Genomic DNA, 14,513 nt, shown 5'->3' with positions numbered 1-14,513 from the left:
CTAGGAAATCCACCAGGTCCCTGATCCTATAGACAAAGGGGAGGGTAGGCTGACTCAATCTGCGTTCGCAGAGATGCTCGCGAAATAGAGCTGGCAGCGGCAAAATCGTGGGCGAGCTGCCAGGGATTCGGCAGGAAACGGTAGACTTAGGAAACAGGCGGTCGTGGAGCACAGATGGACATGCGTGGCCGTCAACAATCGACCAGATGGCAATGCGCCGCTAGCGATCCACGTTCGCGCGGACGCGCTATAGACCGACCGATCATGAGATTGCCTTGATATGAAGATTCCCCGATGATATAAGTCACACGCGTACTGAATCGATCGTGCCAGAGAGTCAACCAGTGACAACCATTCTTCGGAGTTTCGGGATTAGCCTGGCGGTGGCGATGATGATCGCCAATTCCGCCTAAGCCGGCCTGCACTATCACGTCATCGACGTAAGGCCCCTGGCGGATTGATCTCCGTCAGGGGTTTTTTGTTGCGCACGAACACGAAGCACGTAACAGGAAGGGGGAAAGGGACATGGTCACTCTTCAGTCGATCGAGGCCGCTGCCTGTCGCATCCGACACTCGATCTATGAATCTCCGCTGGTCCACTCGAAAACGCTGTCCCGACTGACCGGCAATTCCATTTACCTCAAGCTGGAAAATCTGCAGATGACCGGGTCTTTCAAGGAGCGCGGTGCACTGAATCGCATCCTGACCATGACCGAGGACGAACGGCGAGTGGGTGTCATTGCGGCCTCAGCCGGGAATCATGGCCAAGGGGTGGCCTTCCACGCGACGCAGCACCACATCCCCGCCCAAATCTGGATGCCGCGATCAACGCCCCTCATCAAGCTCTCCGCGACTCGTTCGTACGGGGCAGAGGTCGTTCTCCACGGCAATGGTTATGACGAAGCGTGTGAGGCAGCCGTGGAAGCAAGTATCGAAAGGAAGGCGACGTTCATTCATCCCTTCGATGACGTGGCAGTCATTGCCGGACAAGGAACGATCGGCGTAGAGCTGCTGACGCAGAATCCGGCGCTGGATGTGATCGTCGTGCCGGTCGGCGGCGGTGGGTTGATCGGCGGCGTGGCCTGCGCGATCAAGAACCGAAACGCTCGGATTAAGATCATCGGTGTCCAGACAGCACGCTTGCCTTCGATGAGAGCCGCCCTTGAAGGCGAAGAGCCCGTCGGCCTTCCCGCGCAATCGACGCTGGCTGATGGAATTGCGGTGCGCAGAGCGGGCACACGCACGTTGCCGCTCGTAAAACAATATGTCGATGACATTGTAACGGTCGACGAAGACGACATTGCAGCGGCGATTCTGCTTTTATTGGAAAGTGAGAAAACCGTCGCGGAAGGTGCTGGTGCCATTGCCCTTGCCGCGGTTCTACAAGATAAAATGGGCCATCGTGGGAAAAACATCGCGGTGCTGGTGTCCGGCGGCAACGTTGATGTGAACCTATTGGCGAGAATCATTGAGCAAGGCATGGTCCGGGACGGACGACGCTTGCGTCTGCGGGTCCGTCTTCCAGACTATCCTGGCGCGTTAGAAGGCTTGGCTTCAAGGATCGCCAAGGCGGGTGCCAATATCGTGGAGACGTCGTACAACCGTGCTCACTATGGAGTCAGGTTGAACGAAGCGGCGATCGATATCACGATGGAAACTCGTGGACGCGATCATACGGCGGAACTCTTGGCTGCCCTGCAGGGCTCTCGTTACGAATTCAGTGTGGTCGAATAGGTGATCATGACGGAAATGAGCTCAACGCAAGACTCGCTCGGTAGTCGACCGATATAACATCGTCAACGAAGCCGACTTAAACGGGCCGCAGGATTGCTCCGGGATATTTGTGAACGAGAAAACACACAACGGCTTATACTTTCCCTTGAGCAGGGACCCATATGCATTTTGCGCTTCAAGGGACAAGAGAAAGGTCGGACCGATTCGCGGGCACGCTCATTGACGCCATGACACTCAGTGGCCGCAAGATCCCCCGTTTATGTTGACGTTCTTCAGATTACATATTCCGGGCTACCCGTCGGTTCCGACGTGAGAGACCTAGGCTCGACCCTATTCTCCATTGGAGATCTTTGCCGTGCGGTACTCAATGCCGTTGGATTGGGCCTAAATGGTCCCCGCCGAAACACGAACTGATTGCAGCCCAGGTCAGAAGTGGTCTTGATATTGACCAGCCGGAATCCGCGATTTGCGACGAACTCACAAATCTGGTCCACTTTGGCCACTTCGAACGGATAGTCGATCCAGTCGTGTGTGATCGACATGCCCCGCAAGCGCTCATAGATGGCGAACAGGTTCTTGCGCTGGAGAATTGACCTCAGCAACTCACGGCCGAAGAAATAAGGGATGAACACGCTCGACGTGAGGGCTTTACCGATGGTGCCCGAGCAGTGAACGCGCTTGACCATCCGCCACAAGTTCGACCGCTTCCCTTGATCATTGTAGAGCGCCATATAGAGCAGGCCGTGAGCACCGACCAGAGACATGGCGTTCTGAATGGCTCGCCACATATCGCCCGTGTGATGTAGCACGCCCCAGGAGTAAACGATATCGAAGATGCCGAGGGTATCGACATACACTTTATCCAGCACCGACCCTTCCTGAATCGACCAGTTTGGACAGTTCGGGCGATACCGGTCGCGCAAGGCTTTGGTGCACGCCACGGACTCAGGGTCATCGTCGAAGGAATGGACGTGTGCCCCCAGATTGCGTGCGGCGAGTGAGAACAATCCGTTGCCTGAGCCAATATCGAGAAATGAGTGGCCTCGCAGGTCGTCTATCTTGAGGAACTTCAACAAGGATCGCTCCGTTTCAACGATCCGCTTATCGTTGATCGTCTCAAGGAACCGCTGCCAATTCTTCCAGAAATCAATCCGCTGGCCGTTCATGCCTTCCTCCGTTCGCGGGTGCGTTCCCGAAGGTAGTGCTCCCACTCGTTGTAAGGGATCCAGTTCACAATGAACAAACAGGGGCCGGGCGGATGGTTCATATAGGAACCATCCATGCTGCCTATCAACTCCCTTGTAATCTCTCATGGAATCGCAAGTTGAATGCCATGAGAGATACACGCAGAGCACTGCGGGCTCTTTTTACATAGATGCAATGAGTTATACGTGGAAAGCGCACTGGGAAGACAGGAAGCAGGGAACTCAGTGTAGGAAAAAGTGGAGAATAGCGGTCTATCTTGTATGGTTATCACACTAGGAAGACCCCTGAGTCGAGTGGCGTGCCCACTAAGATTTGGACGGCATCAAAAACCTGGACGGTTCCATGGACCCACATCATGGGTTCGAGAATGTTTTGTGGGATGCAGCACGTGGGCAAAAGGCAAGGGCAACCGACTGGGCTACGGATGATGTAGGGGGAAGAACGCGCTGAGAAGGCGTCGGAACGAGGTTGACCTGTCTTCGTCCTAAATCGAGGCAGCTTGAAGATGTTCGCGTGGTAGATGAGCCACTACTTGCCATCTCATGAAACGTGCCTATCAGTCGAATGCTTCACCGCATCCAGGCGCCGAATCGTACCTTCGCAACTCTTCTATCATTCGATCGGCACACCTACGTACTCTGATGCGAATAGAGACTCACTTTGACTATTGGTGCGCCATGTAGGTCTTTGCCAGTCCTTTGAGCGGTCGCGTTATGATCAAAGCTCAGTATACAAGTGGCCTGCTTCGCCCCTGTGCCGAATGCCTGTTTCTTCTCAGGTCAATCAATGCCCCGAGGCGGATTCGCTCAGGGAGGCGGTCGTGCATGACTCGGATAGAATTGCCGTATACGATTCCAGCGGCTTGACCGGTGAAATCTTTCGCATCGCGGTCAGTGCATCCAGTTCAAAGATCATGAGACCCCAAGGACGGCCAACAACGAATTCCGGTGTTTGTCACGGAAGGAGCGAGATGGTTTCCTTGAGTAGGCTGGCATGCACGACGACAGCGAGCTTCACGGGGTAGTGCTGGGTTCGCTCGGGGAAGAGCTCTCTGACAATTTGGCTGGTTTGAACCTGCTGGATCAGCACACCTACGATGAATCGGTTGGTCTGACCGAGATGAGTGGCGTGGTTATACGTACGGTTATGATCTACAAAATAGACCGGTCCTCCACTATTACCGCCGAAGACTTCGAAATCCATCATAAAGGTTTTTGTTTTGTGTGTTGGGATCAAAGGATAGGACGCGATTTTACCACTACGCAATATAGGGAAACCCTCGCTGTTTGACTCAAAGCCCAATGGATAACCGAGAGAATACAGGGTATCGCCTGGATGGATTTCATAGCGACGCAGCATGTCATCATCAGCCAATAACGAAGTATCCAAGTGACTAGATATTGCGGATACCGCGGCGGATGGTAAGCGAACATACATGACGGCGATATCTGCCTTCGGATGTTTAATCCAAAGTGGTTCGCCCTTGTTTTTTATCGGAAGTGTAAATGGGACACGTGTCCACTCATTTCCTTCCGTTTTCTGGCGGAGATGAAGTGTGGCGAAGTCCTCTGCAATATCGGCCAACACATGCGCGGCGGTCACAAGCACGATACGGAGGTCAGGCTTGTCTTTTCGTTGATTGCCAATGAGGAAAACTGTTCCGGTAACAATCCCACTCTTCCCCTTCCCTTCGAGTCGGAAGGTGTTCTCCATGAGGATCGTGTTGAGATCATCGATTGGTCGTACACTCTCTTCCTCGGCATGGAGCAGAGGCTCCGACACGGGTATGGCTGGCAGGAGAAGGACCAATACCCAGATTAAAGCAGGAGATTGTCGTCGAAGTGCCGGCAACCAATAGCGCCACCCTTCCTCTCCGTCTTTGATGCTCAAGTGCCGTTACCTCCCTTTACAATGAGAACCTAATGGCTCTGGCTTGAATCGTTTCTATCCCAGATTTGTTGTCATGCACCCATCGCTCAGTTTCAGCGGAAGATTGCCATGCAGTCTCGAGCCACAGGAAGAGAGATGGGGGACGGTTCCGACCCCACCGCGGAGTCGTACTTTCCGAGGGCTCATGACGGAGAAACGACGATAGGGCCCTAGAATGTAGGCCACGGTTGAAGACCATTATGGGGTGTGTGGGGGCGTATTGTAAGAGAGCGAATGTTCGAGGCGCAAGGAGTTGAGACCGGTCCCTGAGACGAGGTTCACTTGATGAAGATGCACACGGAACAAAACTTGATGGAATCGCTGAAGCCCTTTGGTGAGAGGTTCGAGAACACATTCGCTGGTGGTGTTTATCCGGCGGCGACAATCGGGAGAGGCTTCGCCTGAAGAACCGCCGGCACGCGCGAGCGAGGTTTGGAGCTGCCGCATCAGGAGAAAGGTGCAGGGTTACGCTTACCCCGAGCGAACGCGCTCTAAGTGACGTACCCCAGACCATGATATGCGCAAAGAGTCCCTCACTTGCCGCCAGATTGCGGATGATGTCTTGATGCGTATGGCCCAGGTCTTCCAGGTAGATCCCTAGTGGCTAACTACTCTCGAATATGCGCAAGTGGCATCCAACACAGAGGTTCAGAGGTCGGCGAGTAAGACCTCTCCCAAGTTACATGAAGCCTGCGGGCTATTATTAAGCAATGCGACTCCAGCGACACATGCACTCGACGGGGTATGTCGAATATGACCCACTAGGGCATCAGACATGCTGGTGAATCAAGGTGAGTAAGGTTGCCGTCCCTGTCCAATTACCTCTGAGGCCGAGAGAAGAAGCGCCGAAGAGCGAGCTGAAGGTGGGCTGGCACTGGTACAGGCTCAGCCCAGGCGCCGACCCGTTTCCTGTCAGAGTGTATCTTATCGGCGATATCAAATTCGCATGGCTCTGCGATCCGAGGTATCCACTGCCGGAAAACCGGCGCGTGGAAAACTGCACGGGAGAGTTTCTAGGGTTCATGTCGGCGCCGAAATAGTCCACGCGGTCACATAGCGGTTCTTCGGGGTGGCGAGAGACTGCGCTGCAATGAAGAGAATCTGAGACTGCCGTGAAAAGAAAGAACAAGAAGGACGGGCTTGTCCGTCATTTGGAAAAGCGCGCATCCGATCTAGATGTGTGGATGGTTGAACATGGCGCTGCTGTCATGCGAGACCAACGGCATCTTGATGCAGACTCACCGGAGCGCAAGCATTGGCACTATGGTTATATGATCGCGTTGCGAGACGTACTGGGTTTGATTCGCAGAACCTGACATCGTTGCATGGTAACCCCGAGGCATTTCAGCCTGTCAGTTTGCTCAATAAAAAGCGGTGCGACTCCGGTGGGCGTCTTTTGAATACCTCCTGTGCCGTCTGACCGACCTCACAATGCAAACGAACGTCGGGATTCTCTATCACGACGAGTAGGTCTCCGGATGGCGGCTGGATATGGCCATCGCAGATGGATCTGGGCACGCGACTTTCACTCAAGACAAAGTCGGCCTGAGAACGGCTGAAGGAAAACGACCTTGCTCCGGGAAAATAATTCGAGTGGGGTAGTGCCATTCTCAGGAGGAGTGTTCGGTTCAGGCTGGAACCAGCCATCTCTTGCGCGCATCGCAGAAGGTATCCACGGGATCAACCTTTCCGTCGTCTGGTTCGAAACGCACTAATGTCGTATAAATTGTCATCGGGATGGAATTCACCCCTGCACCTCGATCGTTACATCACGCGATTCCTTGACACGCACAATGATAAGCTCACAACGCCTTATTGTTGGCTAGGAATAGCCCGTAGAGCCGCCAGCCGTGTTCCGTGATGAGTCGTCAACACGGCTATGTGGCGTCAAACTAAGGAGCACTACACTGAGAACATGATATTTTCCGGCACCTCGGTTCCGAAATAGGCGGCAAGCGCCAGTGCAGCGAATATCAGAATCAGTACGATAAGTCTCGCTACTGGACCACAACACACGAAGGGAGTGATGACGATGATCGCGCCCCACAGGATAAACCAGCTTGAACGGAAATCAGATTTTAACGCGAGAACCGACAAGACAATGAGAAGCAAAACCGTTGCGCTTGTGACGGCGTATGGATAGGGGTTGGGTATCAGCGGCCCGACCTCAGAGCGTTGCTCGCACTGAGAGCACTGGGTGCTGTACCTGGTAGAAAAGGCCACCTCGCCTAGGGTGTTTCCGCATTCCTCACAACGCTTTTGGTGTGGTAGGGTGCCATCGCTCATGATCCGTAACCTCCGATTACGGTGATGTGGCAAGGGGCTCAGCTTGTTCACGCAAGCTGGGCCCCGTATATTTGGGGGCGATAATGGTTACATAGGGAAAAGCCTAAGGTCAATAGTCACTGCTGTCCACCTCTTCGTCAGTGGTCAATCCTAGTGCCAAGTGCTCGCTCGTGGGCCAGCGCATCGTAGCCCTTTCGATCTTAGCTTTAGCCGATTCCACGGACCGATCGCGCACAAGGGCTTGACCTCCCTCCAATAACTCTGAGTGTACGTAGAATGATGAGCGTTTCAATGAAAAGTCCAATTCATGAGAACACACACGAGAGGCCAACTCCTGCCTCCAGCAAGCCTAACGGCACTCAACCCGAGCTGGAGCATGCGTGCTAGGTAACCGGTGCTATTGCGTTAGACCGAAGATGGTGAATATGCTGAACATGCGGTCCTGAGATACGCAATACTCATCACTGAACGTGAGAATGGAGCGAACTCGTGGATTCACTTGTCACCTGGACAAAGGTCGTGTACGCCCTTCACGCGTTCAGCCTGCTGACCGGCATCATCGGCACTGCCACGGTGGTCGGCGCTTTCCTCACCGGCTGGCCTTCGATCATCGCGGTCATTCTCAACTACATCAAGCGGAGCGAGGCTCGCGGGACCTGGCTTGAATCGCACTTTCGCTGGCAGATTCGAACGTTCTGGTTTGGACTGCTCTGGATCTCCCTTTGCGTGGTCTTCATCATCGCGACCTTTGGGATCGGCCTCCTCTTCATGTGGCTGCCGATCACTCTGGTCGGACTTTGGTTCGTGTATCGCATCGTGCGCGGCTGGGTCACTCTGAGCGACCGTCGGCCAATGTACGTGTGAGAAGGTGTCTATGCGGCGGCGCAATACGATAAATAGCAGGTGGCCCAACCGAAAGTTGGTATGGAGCTGGCGAGAGGAATCGAACCTCCAACCTGCGGTTTACGCAAGGCTTCCCCTGAGAATCTCCAACAACCTGAATCTGTAGCACAGGAGCCTGATTCGCCCGATTCTCGAAGGGCATAACTCCCGACTGCCCGTTGCGTGGGACCACTGTCGCGAACCTACGCCCATACCGATTCTTGCCGGTACTTTCAATCGTCACGTTCTGGCCAAAACTCAATGTAGACGTGGCTTGCTTCGCTCGTTGGCCCAAAGCCTGCTTCTTCTCAGGGCAATCTATAACAGTGAGACAGACCCATTCTGCGTTCTAGTCGTGCAGAACCTCGATGTGGTTCTGATGGCGTAACTCTGTAGTGATATCGAAGGGGTCCTGCTTGGTACAGAGGCTCTTTGTGCCCGACACACGCTCAATGGCCTGCTCATCGGATGCGGCGGCGAATTGAGCGTTTGCCCGAGGCTCGTGTGCAGATGTGACAGTTGTTGTCCAACTCCATATCGACAGACCGAAGCCATACGCCATGACGCGCAAGCAGGAAGTCATCATTGCTCTCCTTCTGTCGGAAACCGTTGCGGGGATGGCCGGAGGGACAAAGGCCATCTGATCTCACTGAAGAGGGACGGATTGTAGAAGGGAGTAGAATCAATCTGCAAGAGAGCATATGAGAGTGCCGAGAACGGGCAGGCCGTCCAAGTGCGAGATCGCCAGGATCATCTACCGATCCATGGCGCCACGGCCACGCAAGTCCAGATGAGGCAGCGACGCACCCATGAGCGCTCATGCTGGATGAGAACGAGCGCTCAACAAATCAAACCTCGCGGTAGCATTCGAGAGAAAACAAGTTAGGACAGTTTCTCGGCAATGGTGATCCCACCATCCGCACCTATCTGGACGCGCTTTGCTGGATTGGCCAGAACAGCGGGGCTAACCATGTTTCCCATATACAGTTGAAGCCCACGAATCGTGCCAAACTCATCTAAGAAGGCTCGATTAAACTGCAATAGCCAACGATCCTTGCCGTTATGAAAGGCAAAGAGCGTCAGGAAATCCCCACCGATACTGACATCATGGAAGAGATTCTCCAGGTAGTCTTGTAGCTTTCGTCTCTTTTCTAGGTCTAATGTTATGCGCTCGTTGCTCATATTAGCTTGTCCCTGCGCGGGAATTAGTGATGGTTTCTGCCGCGAGGAGGGCGGCCACCCTAGCCCCATGAGGGGAATGAAAGGTTTCTTCAGAAACGCCCCTCGTTGAGGTTGGCTTTGGTTTCTCTTGGTGACCAGCGAGGCGTATTGTAGGAGAGAGGTCAATTACGGTGCAAGGAGCTGAGAGCAGTCCCCTAGAGCCTTGGGCTGCGTTTAGCCATCACTCATAGATTGAGGTGAGTTCCGGAAGGTGTCTTGAGCGGGTTACAAACAGCTTCATCCTGTGATATAATGGAAGTATTATGTCTTCAAAGAAGTCCCCTCAGCCAAGTTCCATTGTTAAGAGCACATCGACTGCTCGCAAGAAGGTTAGCTCAAAGTCCTCAAGTAAGTTACTCCAAGACACGAGCCGCATACCGTGGCTTCCAATCACTCCCAAGATCGCCACGACCACCTAGCTAGTCGGGTTATCCTCGCTCGCTGGCCAAAAGCGTACTTCTACTCAGGGCAACCGATGCGGGTGAGGTGGATAGGTTCGGCTTTCCTATTGTAAAGGACCTCAATGGTGTCGCCGTCTTTGACGGGCGGGGCAGGACAAACCTCGGCTGCGATTACTGAAACGGTGGACGCTGATGCGACTGGAACGGTCTTCACGGAACGCTTTGATCATGACTATACGGCCAGCACCACGGCGGTTCGTGGCTGGTGATACACCGAAGATGGAGCGACGACCTCTATCAATATGCGGGGTCGATTACGATGGTGGGGCGAATACGCAATGGGCCACCGTAGCCGTATTGATGCGACCTCTGGCGACAGGGAGGCGGCGCGCTGAACCGATCTACTTTCAATCATCCTTTGGCTCGTTCAAACGGAGGGCGAGATGATCCTGGCATGTGTCCTGCGGGCGCTTGCGGCGGAGATAGAAGGCCTCGACGCACTTTACGTTTCTAGTCGTTGTGGTAGGTTTAGCATGAGTTGTTCGATGGTCCGCGGGATAACGAATCATGTCCGAACAAACACACTCTGATGAAAAACCTAGAGACAGAGCATCTGCGATTGACGGAACCATGAGAGCCGCCATGGTTGGCATTACCTGCGGATTTATGAAGAATGCACTCGGTGAACTTGTCTTGCGATTTGAGGGGCCAGCCGGGCAAGTCGCTGAGGTTCCGGCTCATCCATCTCTTGAAGCCCAGGCGCTGGCCATGCAACAACGGATCGAGAGCGATTTCGAGTCCTGACCCTCCATTTTCGGCACTATCAATTCCTGTCCTGCTTGTCTTGATTCAATTCAACCGCACTCGATGGCTGGTTGCCGTCAATTATGCCGCCCGGCTGGTAAGCGGGTCAGCAATGGGGAGCTTGGGCCGGGCTCACCAGAACTATACGTGTATGACATCATTTGATGGCAAGCTACAATACATCCCGCCAATGAAAGGAGTGCAGGATGGAAGGCTTGTCGTGGATCGGGTACTGGCATCAGGTTATTGTCGCCTGCTTTTACTGGGCCATCGAACTATATCCATTTCCGACCCTTATGTTTGGGGTGTTCATAACGCTTATTACAGCGATCGGTTTCATATTCGTAGGCAAGCACAAAGAAGCACGGAACGTTGTGTTGGCGTTCTGTTTTGGATTGGCAGTCTGTGCTCTGGCGATTCTTGGAGTGGCGCTAACTTGGGGGCCTTATATTCATCTGCAACAGCGGGAGCATGAATTGAAAATTTTAGCGAGATCTGATTACGCAACACTCGAAATATCGAAACACAATGAGATGAGAGCGCTGAATGAGACTCTTGCTTCATTGCGTGGAGAGAATGCTTGCTTGCGGGACAAGCTAGACGGGGCAAACAATGCAAAGCCGTTGATTACTCACGATCGAAAGAGATCTTGTGACTAAAAGGCGCCGTTTAAGCTGTCTTTAGGAACCATGTACACCGGGATCGTGTGCATCAGAAGCATTATGCATCAACGGACCATTCATATGCCGAATATGCAGCCGGATGTGCCTTGACGAGAATGTATCTCGCGTCATTGAGGATTATCGACCCCAGCACACCGGCTTGGCTCTCCCACCGAGGAGCCGGGAATCCTGCCGTCAATGATGAGTTTTCCATAGCTAATACAGTGGACCGCTGCTTGCTCCTCTGTTGCGTACACATCTGTTGTGGAACATCGATAAACGGCCTCCTCCTTTGTTTGAGTGGTCCAAGAAATGCGGAGGTTCAATCCCCACGTCTCAGTCTCTGCGAGATATCGCGGTCTGGGCTGAATGGTGAAGCCTTTGTATCTCTCGAATCGTATCATATGCCCTTTTCTTAGGACTCCACCATGCCGTTCCCCCCAAGACGATGAATCGATCTCATTCATATAGAACGAGTATGGATTCAGTTATCCTACTGGAACAATCCCTAGTCCGACCACCCGTAGAACGATAGCGCCTTCAAAAAATCAGCTTCGTTATGGGTCCATTGAGCCGTGGGCATTCAGAATCCTGCAAGAGGTACAGGTGTTTGTGGTACTGTTCTTCACCTGATGCAAGGGGAGGAGCATGAGTGCCCAAGACTACAAAGAGTTGAGCCCTCGCGAGCGCCAGATTGTTGAAGCGGTCTGGGATGGGCTGAGAGTTAAAGAAATTGGGGGCCGTCTGCACATTGCCTCGCGGACGGTGGAGTATCACAAAGCCGTGATCCTGAGAAAGTGGTATTGTAGGAGTATGCTAACGGTCTGTCGGTTGGGCCTCTAGCGACGATATTTGAAGATCTAGCTAGGGCTTCATACTCTTCTTTCTTGAAGCTCTCCACTCCCATAATGCGATAGGGTGATGATCAATCCATAACCCCTTCTTTGCCTTCTTCGCCTCATTCTCCAATCCTTCCAGTAGCGTGTCACCTGGCGCATACTTCTGATACCACCAACACCAGCCCTCTCCAACAGCCAGACGCTGAATCCTCTCATTGCTCTTCTCACGGCGTCTACGAATCAGTTTTGATACAGGATTCTCGTTTCCAACCTGCCCTCAGTCTGCCCTTCACCAAACCTTTGAGGCGCTGGAGCTCTTCAACCACGCGCTCAAGCTCCTCCAATTTGTTCAAATCATCCCGGCAACTGGTGGCTGCGAGCCAGACTTGGAACAGAGCAAGGCTTGTGATCTGCTCCGGGTTTGTCGGGTGTGCAAGGATAGAAAGAACATTATTAATGAGTGCTCTGAGATGGGGGCAAAGACTTCCTAATTCTGCGAGCTCACACGAGCAGCGCAAAATGAGCTTTTGCTCCGTCCAGTCTGCGGTCACCTCAGAGGGAAAGTGCGAGGAGAACTCATCGATGCAATACAGAGACAGGTCCTGTTCGTTCACAAATGCCGCTCGCTCTCTACTAGGCGGTCATCTATTACACGTGTTTATGAAGCAGTCGACGAAGTGGATGAGTTGTATATCATCATGTCGCTACCGTGCAACAGAAAGCGAGGACTGCAACATATGCCTGGCTCGTTTACGTAGGAAGACTCATGAGCACTAGATATTGTGGGACGCATATGTACGCATACCCACAAGAGGACCGTACTGCACATAAGCTAGGGGTGTTCCTAGTTTGGAAGATACCCTGCCGAATGCATAACTAAGTCGTTCCTTGCTAAATGCGTCCATATTGACCGCCATTACGATTCCAGAAGAGCGGCTCTCTTATGACCTTACGCGATGAGATTAGGCATTTTATGGTGGTCTCGGAAAGCTTGCTCGACGGTACCATCAAAACAGAAGACCTAACCTACATCGAACTCGAACTTCTCCAATACTATCTCCTCAAGGTTGGTCAGAAGTTCCCGACCCACCCTAAACTGACTCATTCGTCGATGTAGGACAATGCCGGTGTCACCTCGCAATCATTTCCGACTGGGAGAATGGCCAGGGGAGAGTGACTTACGTGAGGAATGTTCACTCAAGCATAGACCCGGTTCCTCTACCTTGTATGTAACCACCGAACAGGAGGTGATTATGCACAACGCTATGGAGTGGTCTTCTTTTATAGCTGGAGCATTGCTTGGGGCAGGTGCTGTACTGCTGTTTGCACCTCGATCTGGCACAGAGCTCCGTGCCATGTTTTGCAATTATGCCAATCGCGTGAAGGATGATTTACGGGAGTGGGATGAAGAGATATATGACATGGAAGAAGCGGTCCTCGGGGATACTAGACGGTCGGCGATGAATTTGTGCAAAGAGGACAGGAGGCAGTGATGGGTTTCAGTCGTTCGAATATTGCATATGCCAAGCAAACACAAGATGAGGCCCCCACGAGCCGGGGCGTTCGGCATGAAGAGGTGAGAATGTTTGCTCTGCTGCAAGTTTTGGGAGGGGCCTCGCCGTGAAGCAGTCATCTCCGTGGTTTCTTCAACTGCTCGCTATCTAGTATTGGGTTCAGAAGTCGCTGCTCGAGGCTCTGAGACGAACGAACCAGCGTCTTGTCACCGTAAGTCGCGATAATCGACGCCATGGATGCGTTATTAGATTGGATCCCAGAATCTGGCTATCCTGCTCTCTTCATCTTGCTCATGCTTGGCCTCGTGGGATTGCCAATTCCAGATGAAACCTTGCTCGCCTTTTCTGGATACCTCATTTTCACAAATCAGCTCGCGCCGATGCCAACGATGGCCGCCGCGTTTCTCGGAAGCATCTGCGGAATTACCATCAGTTACCTCATTGGTCGTGTTCTGGGGTTGTATGTCGTCCGTACCGTAGGCCATAGATTGGGAATTGGGCCTGACGATTTGGACAAAGTCAGCGCCTGGTACGTGCGATGGGGGAAGTATGCCCTCTTCTTCGGCTACTTCGTGCCGGGCGTTCGACATCTCGTGGCCCTCGTGGCAGGATCATCGAATTTGCCGTTGGCGGTCTTTATGCTCTTCGCCTATACGGGAGCACTCATACGGTCCGTGACGTTTCTAGGGTTGGGCTATGGGTTAGGGGAAACATGGGCGCATGCGTCCGCCACAGTTCAGCAAAGTCTTGAGGTTGCTGGTGGTATGGCACTTGTGGTTCTCATCGGACTCCTCGTCCTTTGGATGAGAAAATCTCCATGATGGCCATGATGGAGTCTCTTGTACCTCTCTGGATGAGTGCTGTTGCCAGGAAATTGGCGGGTGGAGCATTGTCAGGGAGAGTGTTGAGGAACTCCTTTGCATCAGCGAGGCATAGAAGACAGCGACAACCTCGTCTCAGTCCCCAGGTTCTGTGGATAACCATGTGCACAAGCGAGGGCATGCGAGAGAATGTCCACGGATAGAGCTCCTGTCT

The 14,513-nt window shown here is 53.1% G+C and carries 15 protein-coding genes; 10 read left to right on the top strand and 5 right to left on the bottom strand.

What is annotated here, in order from left to right; all coding sequences use genetic code 11:
* Positions 1-525: 525 nt before the first annotated feature.
* Positions 526-1,734: a threonine ammonia-lyase gene (locus H8K04_12255; protein ID UVT14618.1), complete on the top strand. Its 1,209-nt coding sequence runs from the start codon at positions 526-528 to the stop codon at positions 1,732-1,734.
* Between the two features lie 272 nt (positions 1,735-2,006).
* On the opposite strand, the gene H8K04_12250 is transcribed toward H8K04_12255, so the two are convergent.
* Together H8K04_12250 and H8K04_12245 are read right to left on the bottom strand one after the other, a co-directional pair.
* Positions 2,007-2,900, bottom strand: a complete 894-nt coding sequence (locus H8K04_12250; protein UVT14617.1) for a class I SAM-dependent methyltransferase — start codon at positions 2,898-2,900, stop codon at positions 2,007-2,009.
* A gap of 994 nt (positions 2,901-3,894) precedes the next feature.
* A complete protein-coding gene (locus H8K04_12245) occupies positions 3,895-4,830 on the bottom strand; it encodes a trypsin-like peptidase domain-containing protein (GenBank protein ID UVT14616.1) in 936 nt (311 codons plus the stop codon).
* Positions 4,831-5,981: 1,151 nt separating this feature from the next.
* Here H8K04_12245 and H8K04_12240 point away from each other — a divergent pair.
* Positions 5,982-6,185 (top strand): hypothetical protein, encoded by a 204-nt coding sequence (locus H8K04_12240; GenBank protein UVT14615.1) that lies wholly within the window; start codon positions 5,982-5,984, stop codon positions 6,183-6,185.
* 586 nt (positions 6,186-6,771) lie between these two features.
* Here the strand turns inward: H8K04_12240 and H8K04_12235 are convergent.
* A complete protein-coding gene (locus tag H8K04_12235; protein ID UVT14614.1) occupies positions 6,772-7,155 on the bottom strand; it encodes a hypothetical protein in 384 nt (127 codons plus the stop codon).
* Positions 7,156-7,644: 489 nt separating this feature from the next.
* On the opposite strand from H8K04_12235, the gene H8K04_12230 reads away from it, so the two are divergent.
* Positions 7,645-8,019 (top strand): hypothetical protein, encoded by a 375-nt coding sequence (locus H8K04_12230; protein ID UVT14613.1) that lies wholly within the window; start codon positions 7,645-7,647, stop codon positions 8,017-8,019.
* On the opposite strand, the gene H8K04_12225 is transcribed toward H8K04_12230, so the two are convergent.
* Positions 7,985-8,359, bottom strand: a complete 375-nt coding sequence (locus H8K04_12225; GenBank protein ID UVT17967.1) for a hypothetical protein — start codon at positions 8,357-8,359, stop codon at positions 7,985-7,987. The genes H8K04_12230 and H8K04_12225 overlap by 35 nt on opposite strands.
* 560 nt (positions 8,360-8,919) lie before the next feature.
* Positions 8,920-9,219 (bottom strand): hypothetical protein, encoded by a 300-nt coding sequence (locus H8K04_12220; protein UVT14612.1) that lies wholly within the window; start codon positions 9,217-9,219, stop codon positions 8,920-8,922.
* Between the two features lie 562 nt (positions 9,220-9,781).
* Here H8K04_12220 and H8K04_12215 point away from each other — a divergent pair.
* The 7 genes from H8K04_12215 to H8K04_12185 all read left to right on the top strand — a co-directional run bounded on the left by H8K04_12215 (position 9,782) and on the right by H8K04_12185 (position 14,299).
* The gene (locus H8K04_12215; protein UVT14611.1) at positions 9,782-9,928 is read left to right on the top strand and encodes a hypothetical protein; all 147 of its coding nucleotides are present in this window, start codon (positions 9,782-9,784) and stop codon (positions 9,926-9,928) included.
* 373 nt (positions 9,929-10,301) lie between these two features.
* Complete coding sequence (locus H8K04_12210) at positions 10,302-10,463, top strand: hypothetical protein (protein UVT14610.1); 162 nt, start codon at positions 10,302-10,304, stop codon at positions 10,461-10,463.
* 206 nt (positions 10,464-10,669) lie between these two features.
* Positions 10,670-11,122 (top strand): hypothetical protein, encoded by a 453-nt coding sequence (locus tag H8K04_12205; protein UVT14609.1) that lies wholly within the window; start codon positions 10,670-10,672, stop codon positions 11,120-11,122.
* 651 nt (positions 11,123-11,773) lie between these two features.
* Complete coding sequence (locus tag H8K04_12200) at positions 11,774-11,968, top strand: helix-turn-helix transcriptional regulator (protein ID UVT14608.1); 195 nt, start codon at positions 11,774-11,776, stop codon at positions 11,966-11,968.
* Positions 11,969-12,907: 939 nt separating this feature from the next.
* The gene (locus H8K04_12195) at positions 12,908-13,081 is read left to right on the top strand and encodes a hypothetical protein (GenBank protein UVT14607.1); all 174 of its coding nucleotides are present in this window, start codon (positions 12,908-12,910) and stop codon (positions 13,079-13,081) included.
* A gap of 136 nt (positions 13,082-13,217) precedes the next feature.
* Positions 13,218-13,457: a YtxH domain-containing protein gene (locus H8K04_12190; protein ID UVT14606.1), complete on the top strand. Its 240-nt coding sequence runs from the start codon at positions 13,218-13,220 to the stop codon at positions 13,455-13,457.
* A gap of 254 nt (positions 13,458-13,711) precedes the next feature.
* Positions 13,712-14,299, top strand: coding sequence for a DedA family protein (locus H8K04_12185; protein UVT14605.1), 588 nt, complete (start codon positions 13,712-13,714; stop codon positions 14,297-14,299).
* Positions 14,300-14,513: the final 214 nt, after the last annotated feature.

Origin of the sequence: Nitrospira sp., from assembly GCA_024760525.1 — a bacterium.
In the GTDB taxonomy this organism is placed as follows: Bacteria; Nitrospirota; Nitrospiria; order Nitrospirales; family Nitrospiraceae; genus Nitrospira_D.
This window is presented reverse-complemented; position numbering and strand designations above follow the sequence as displayed.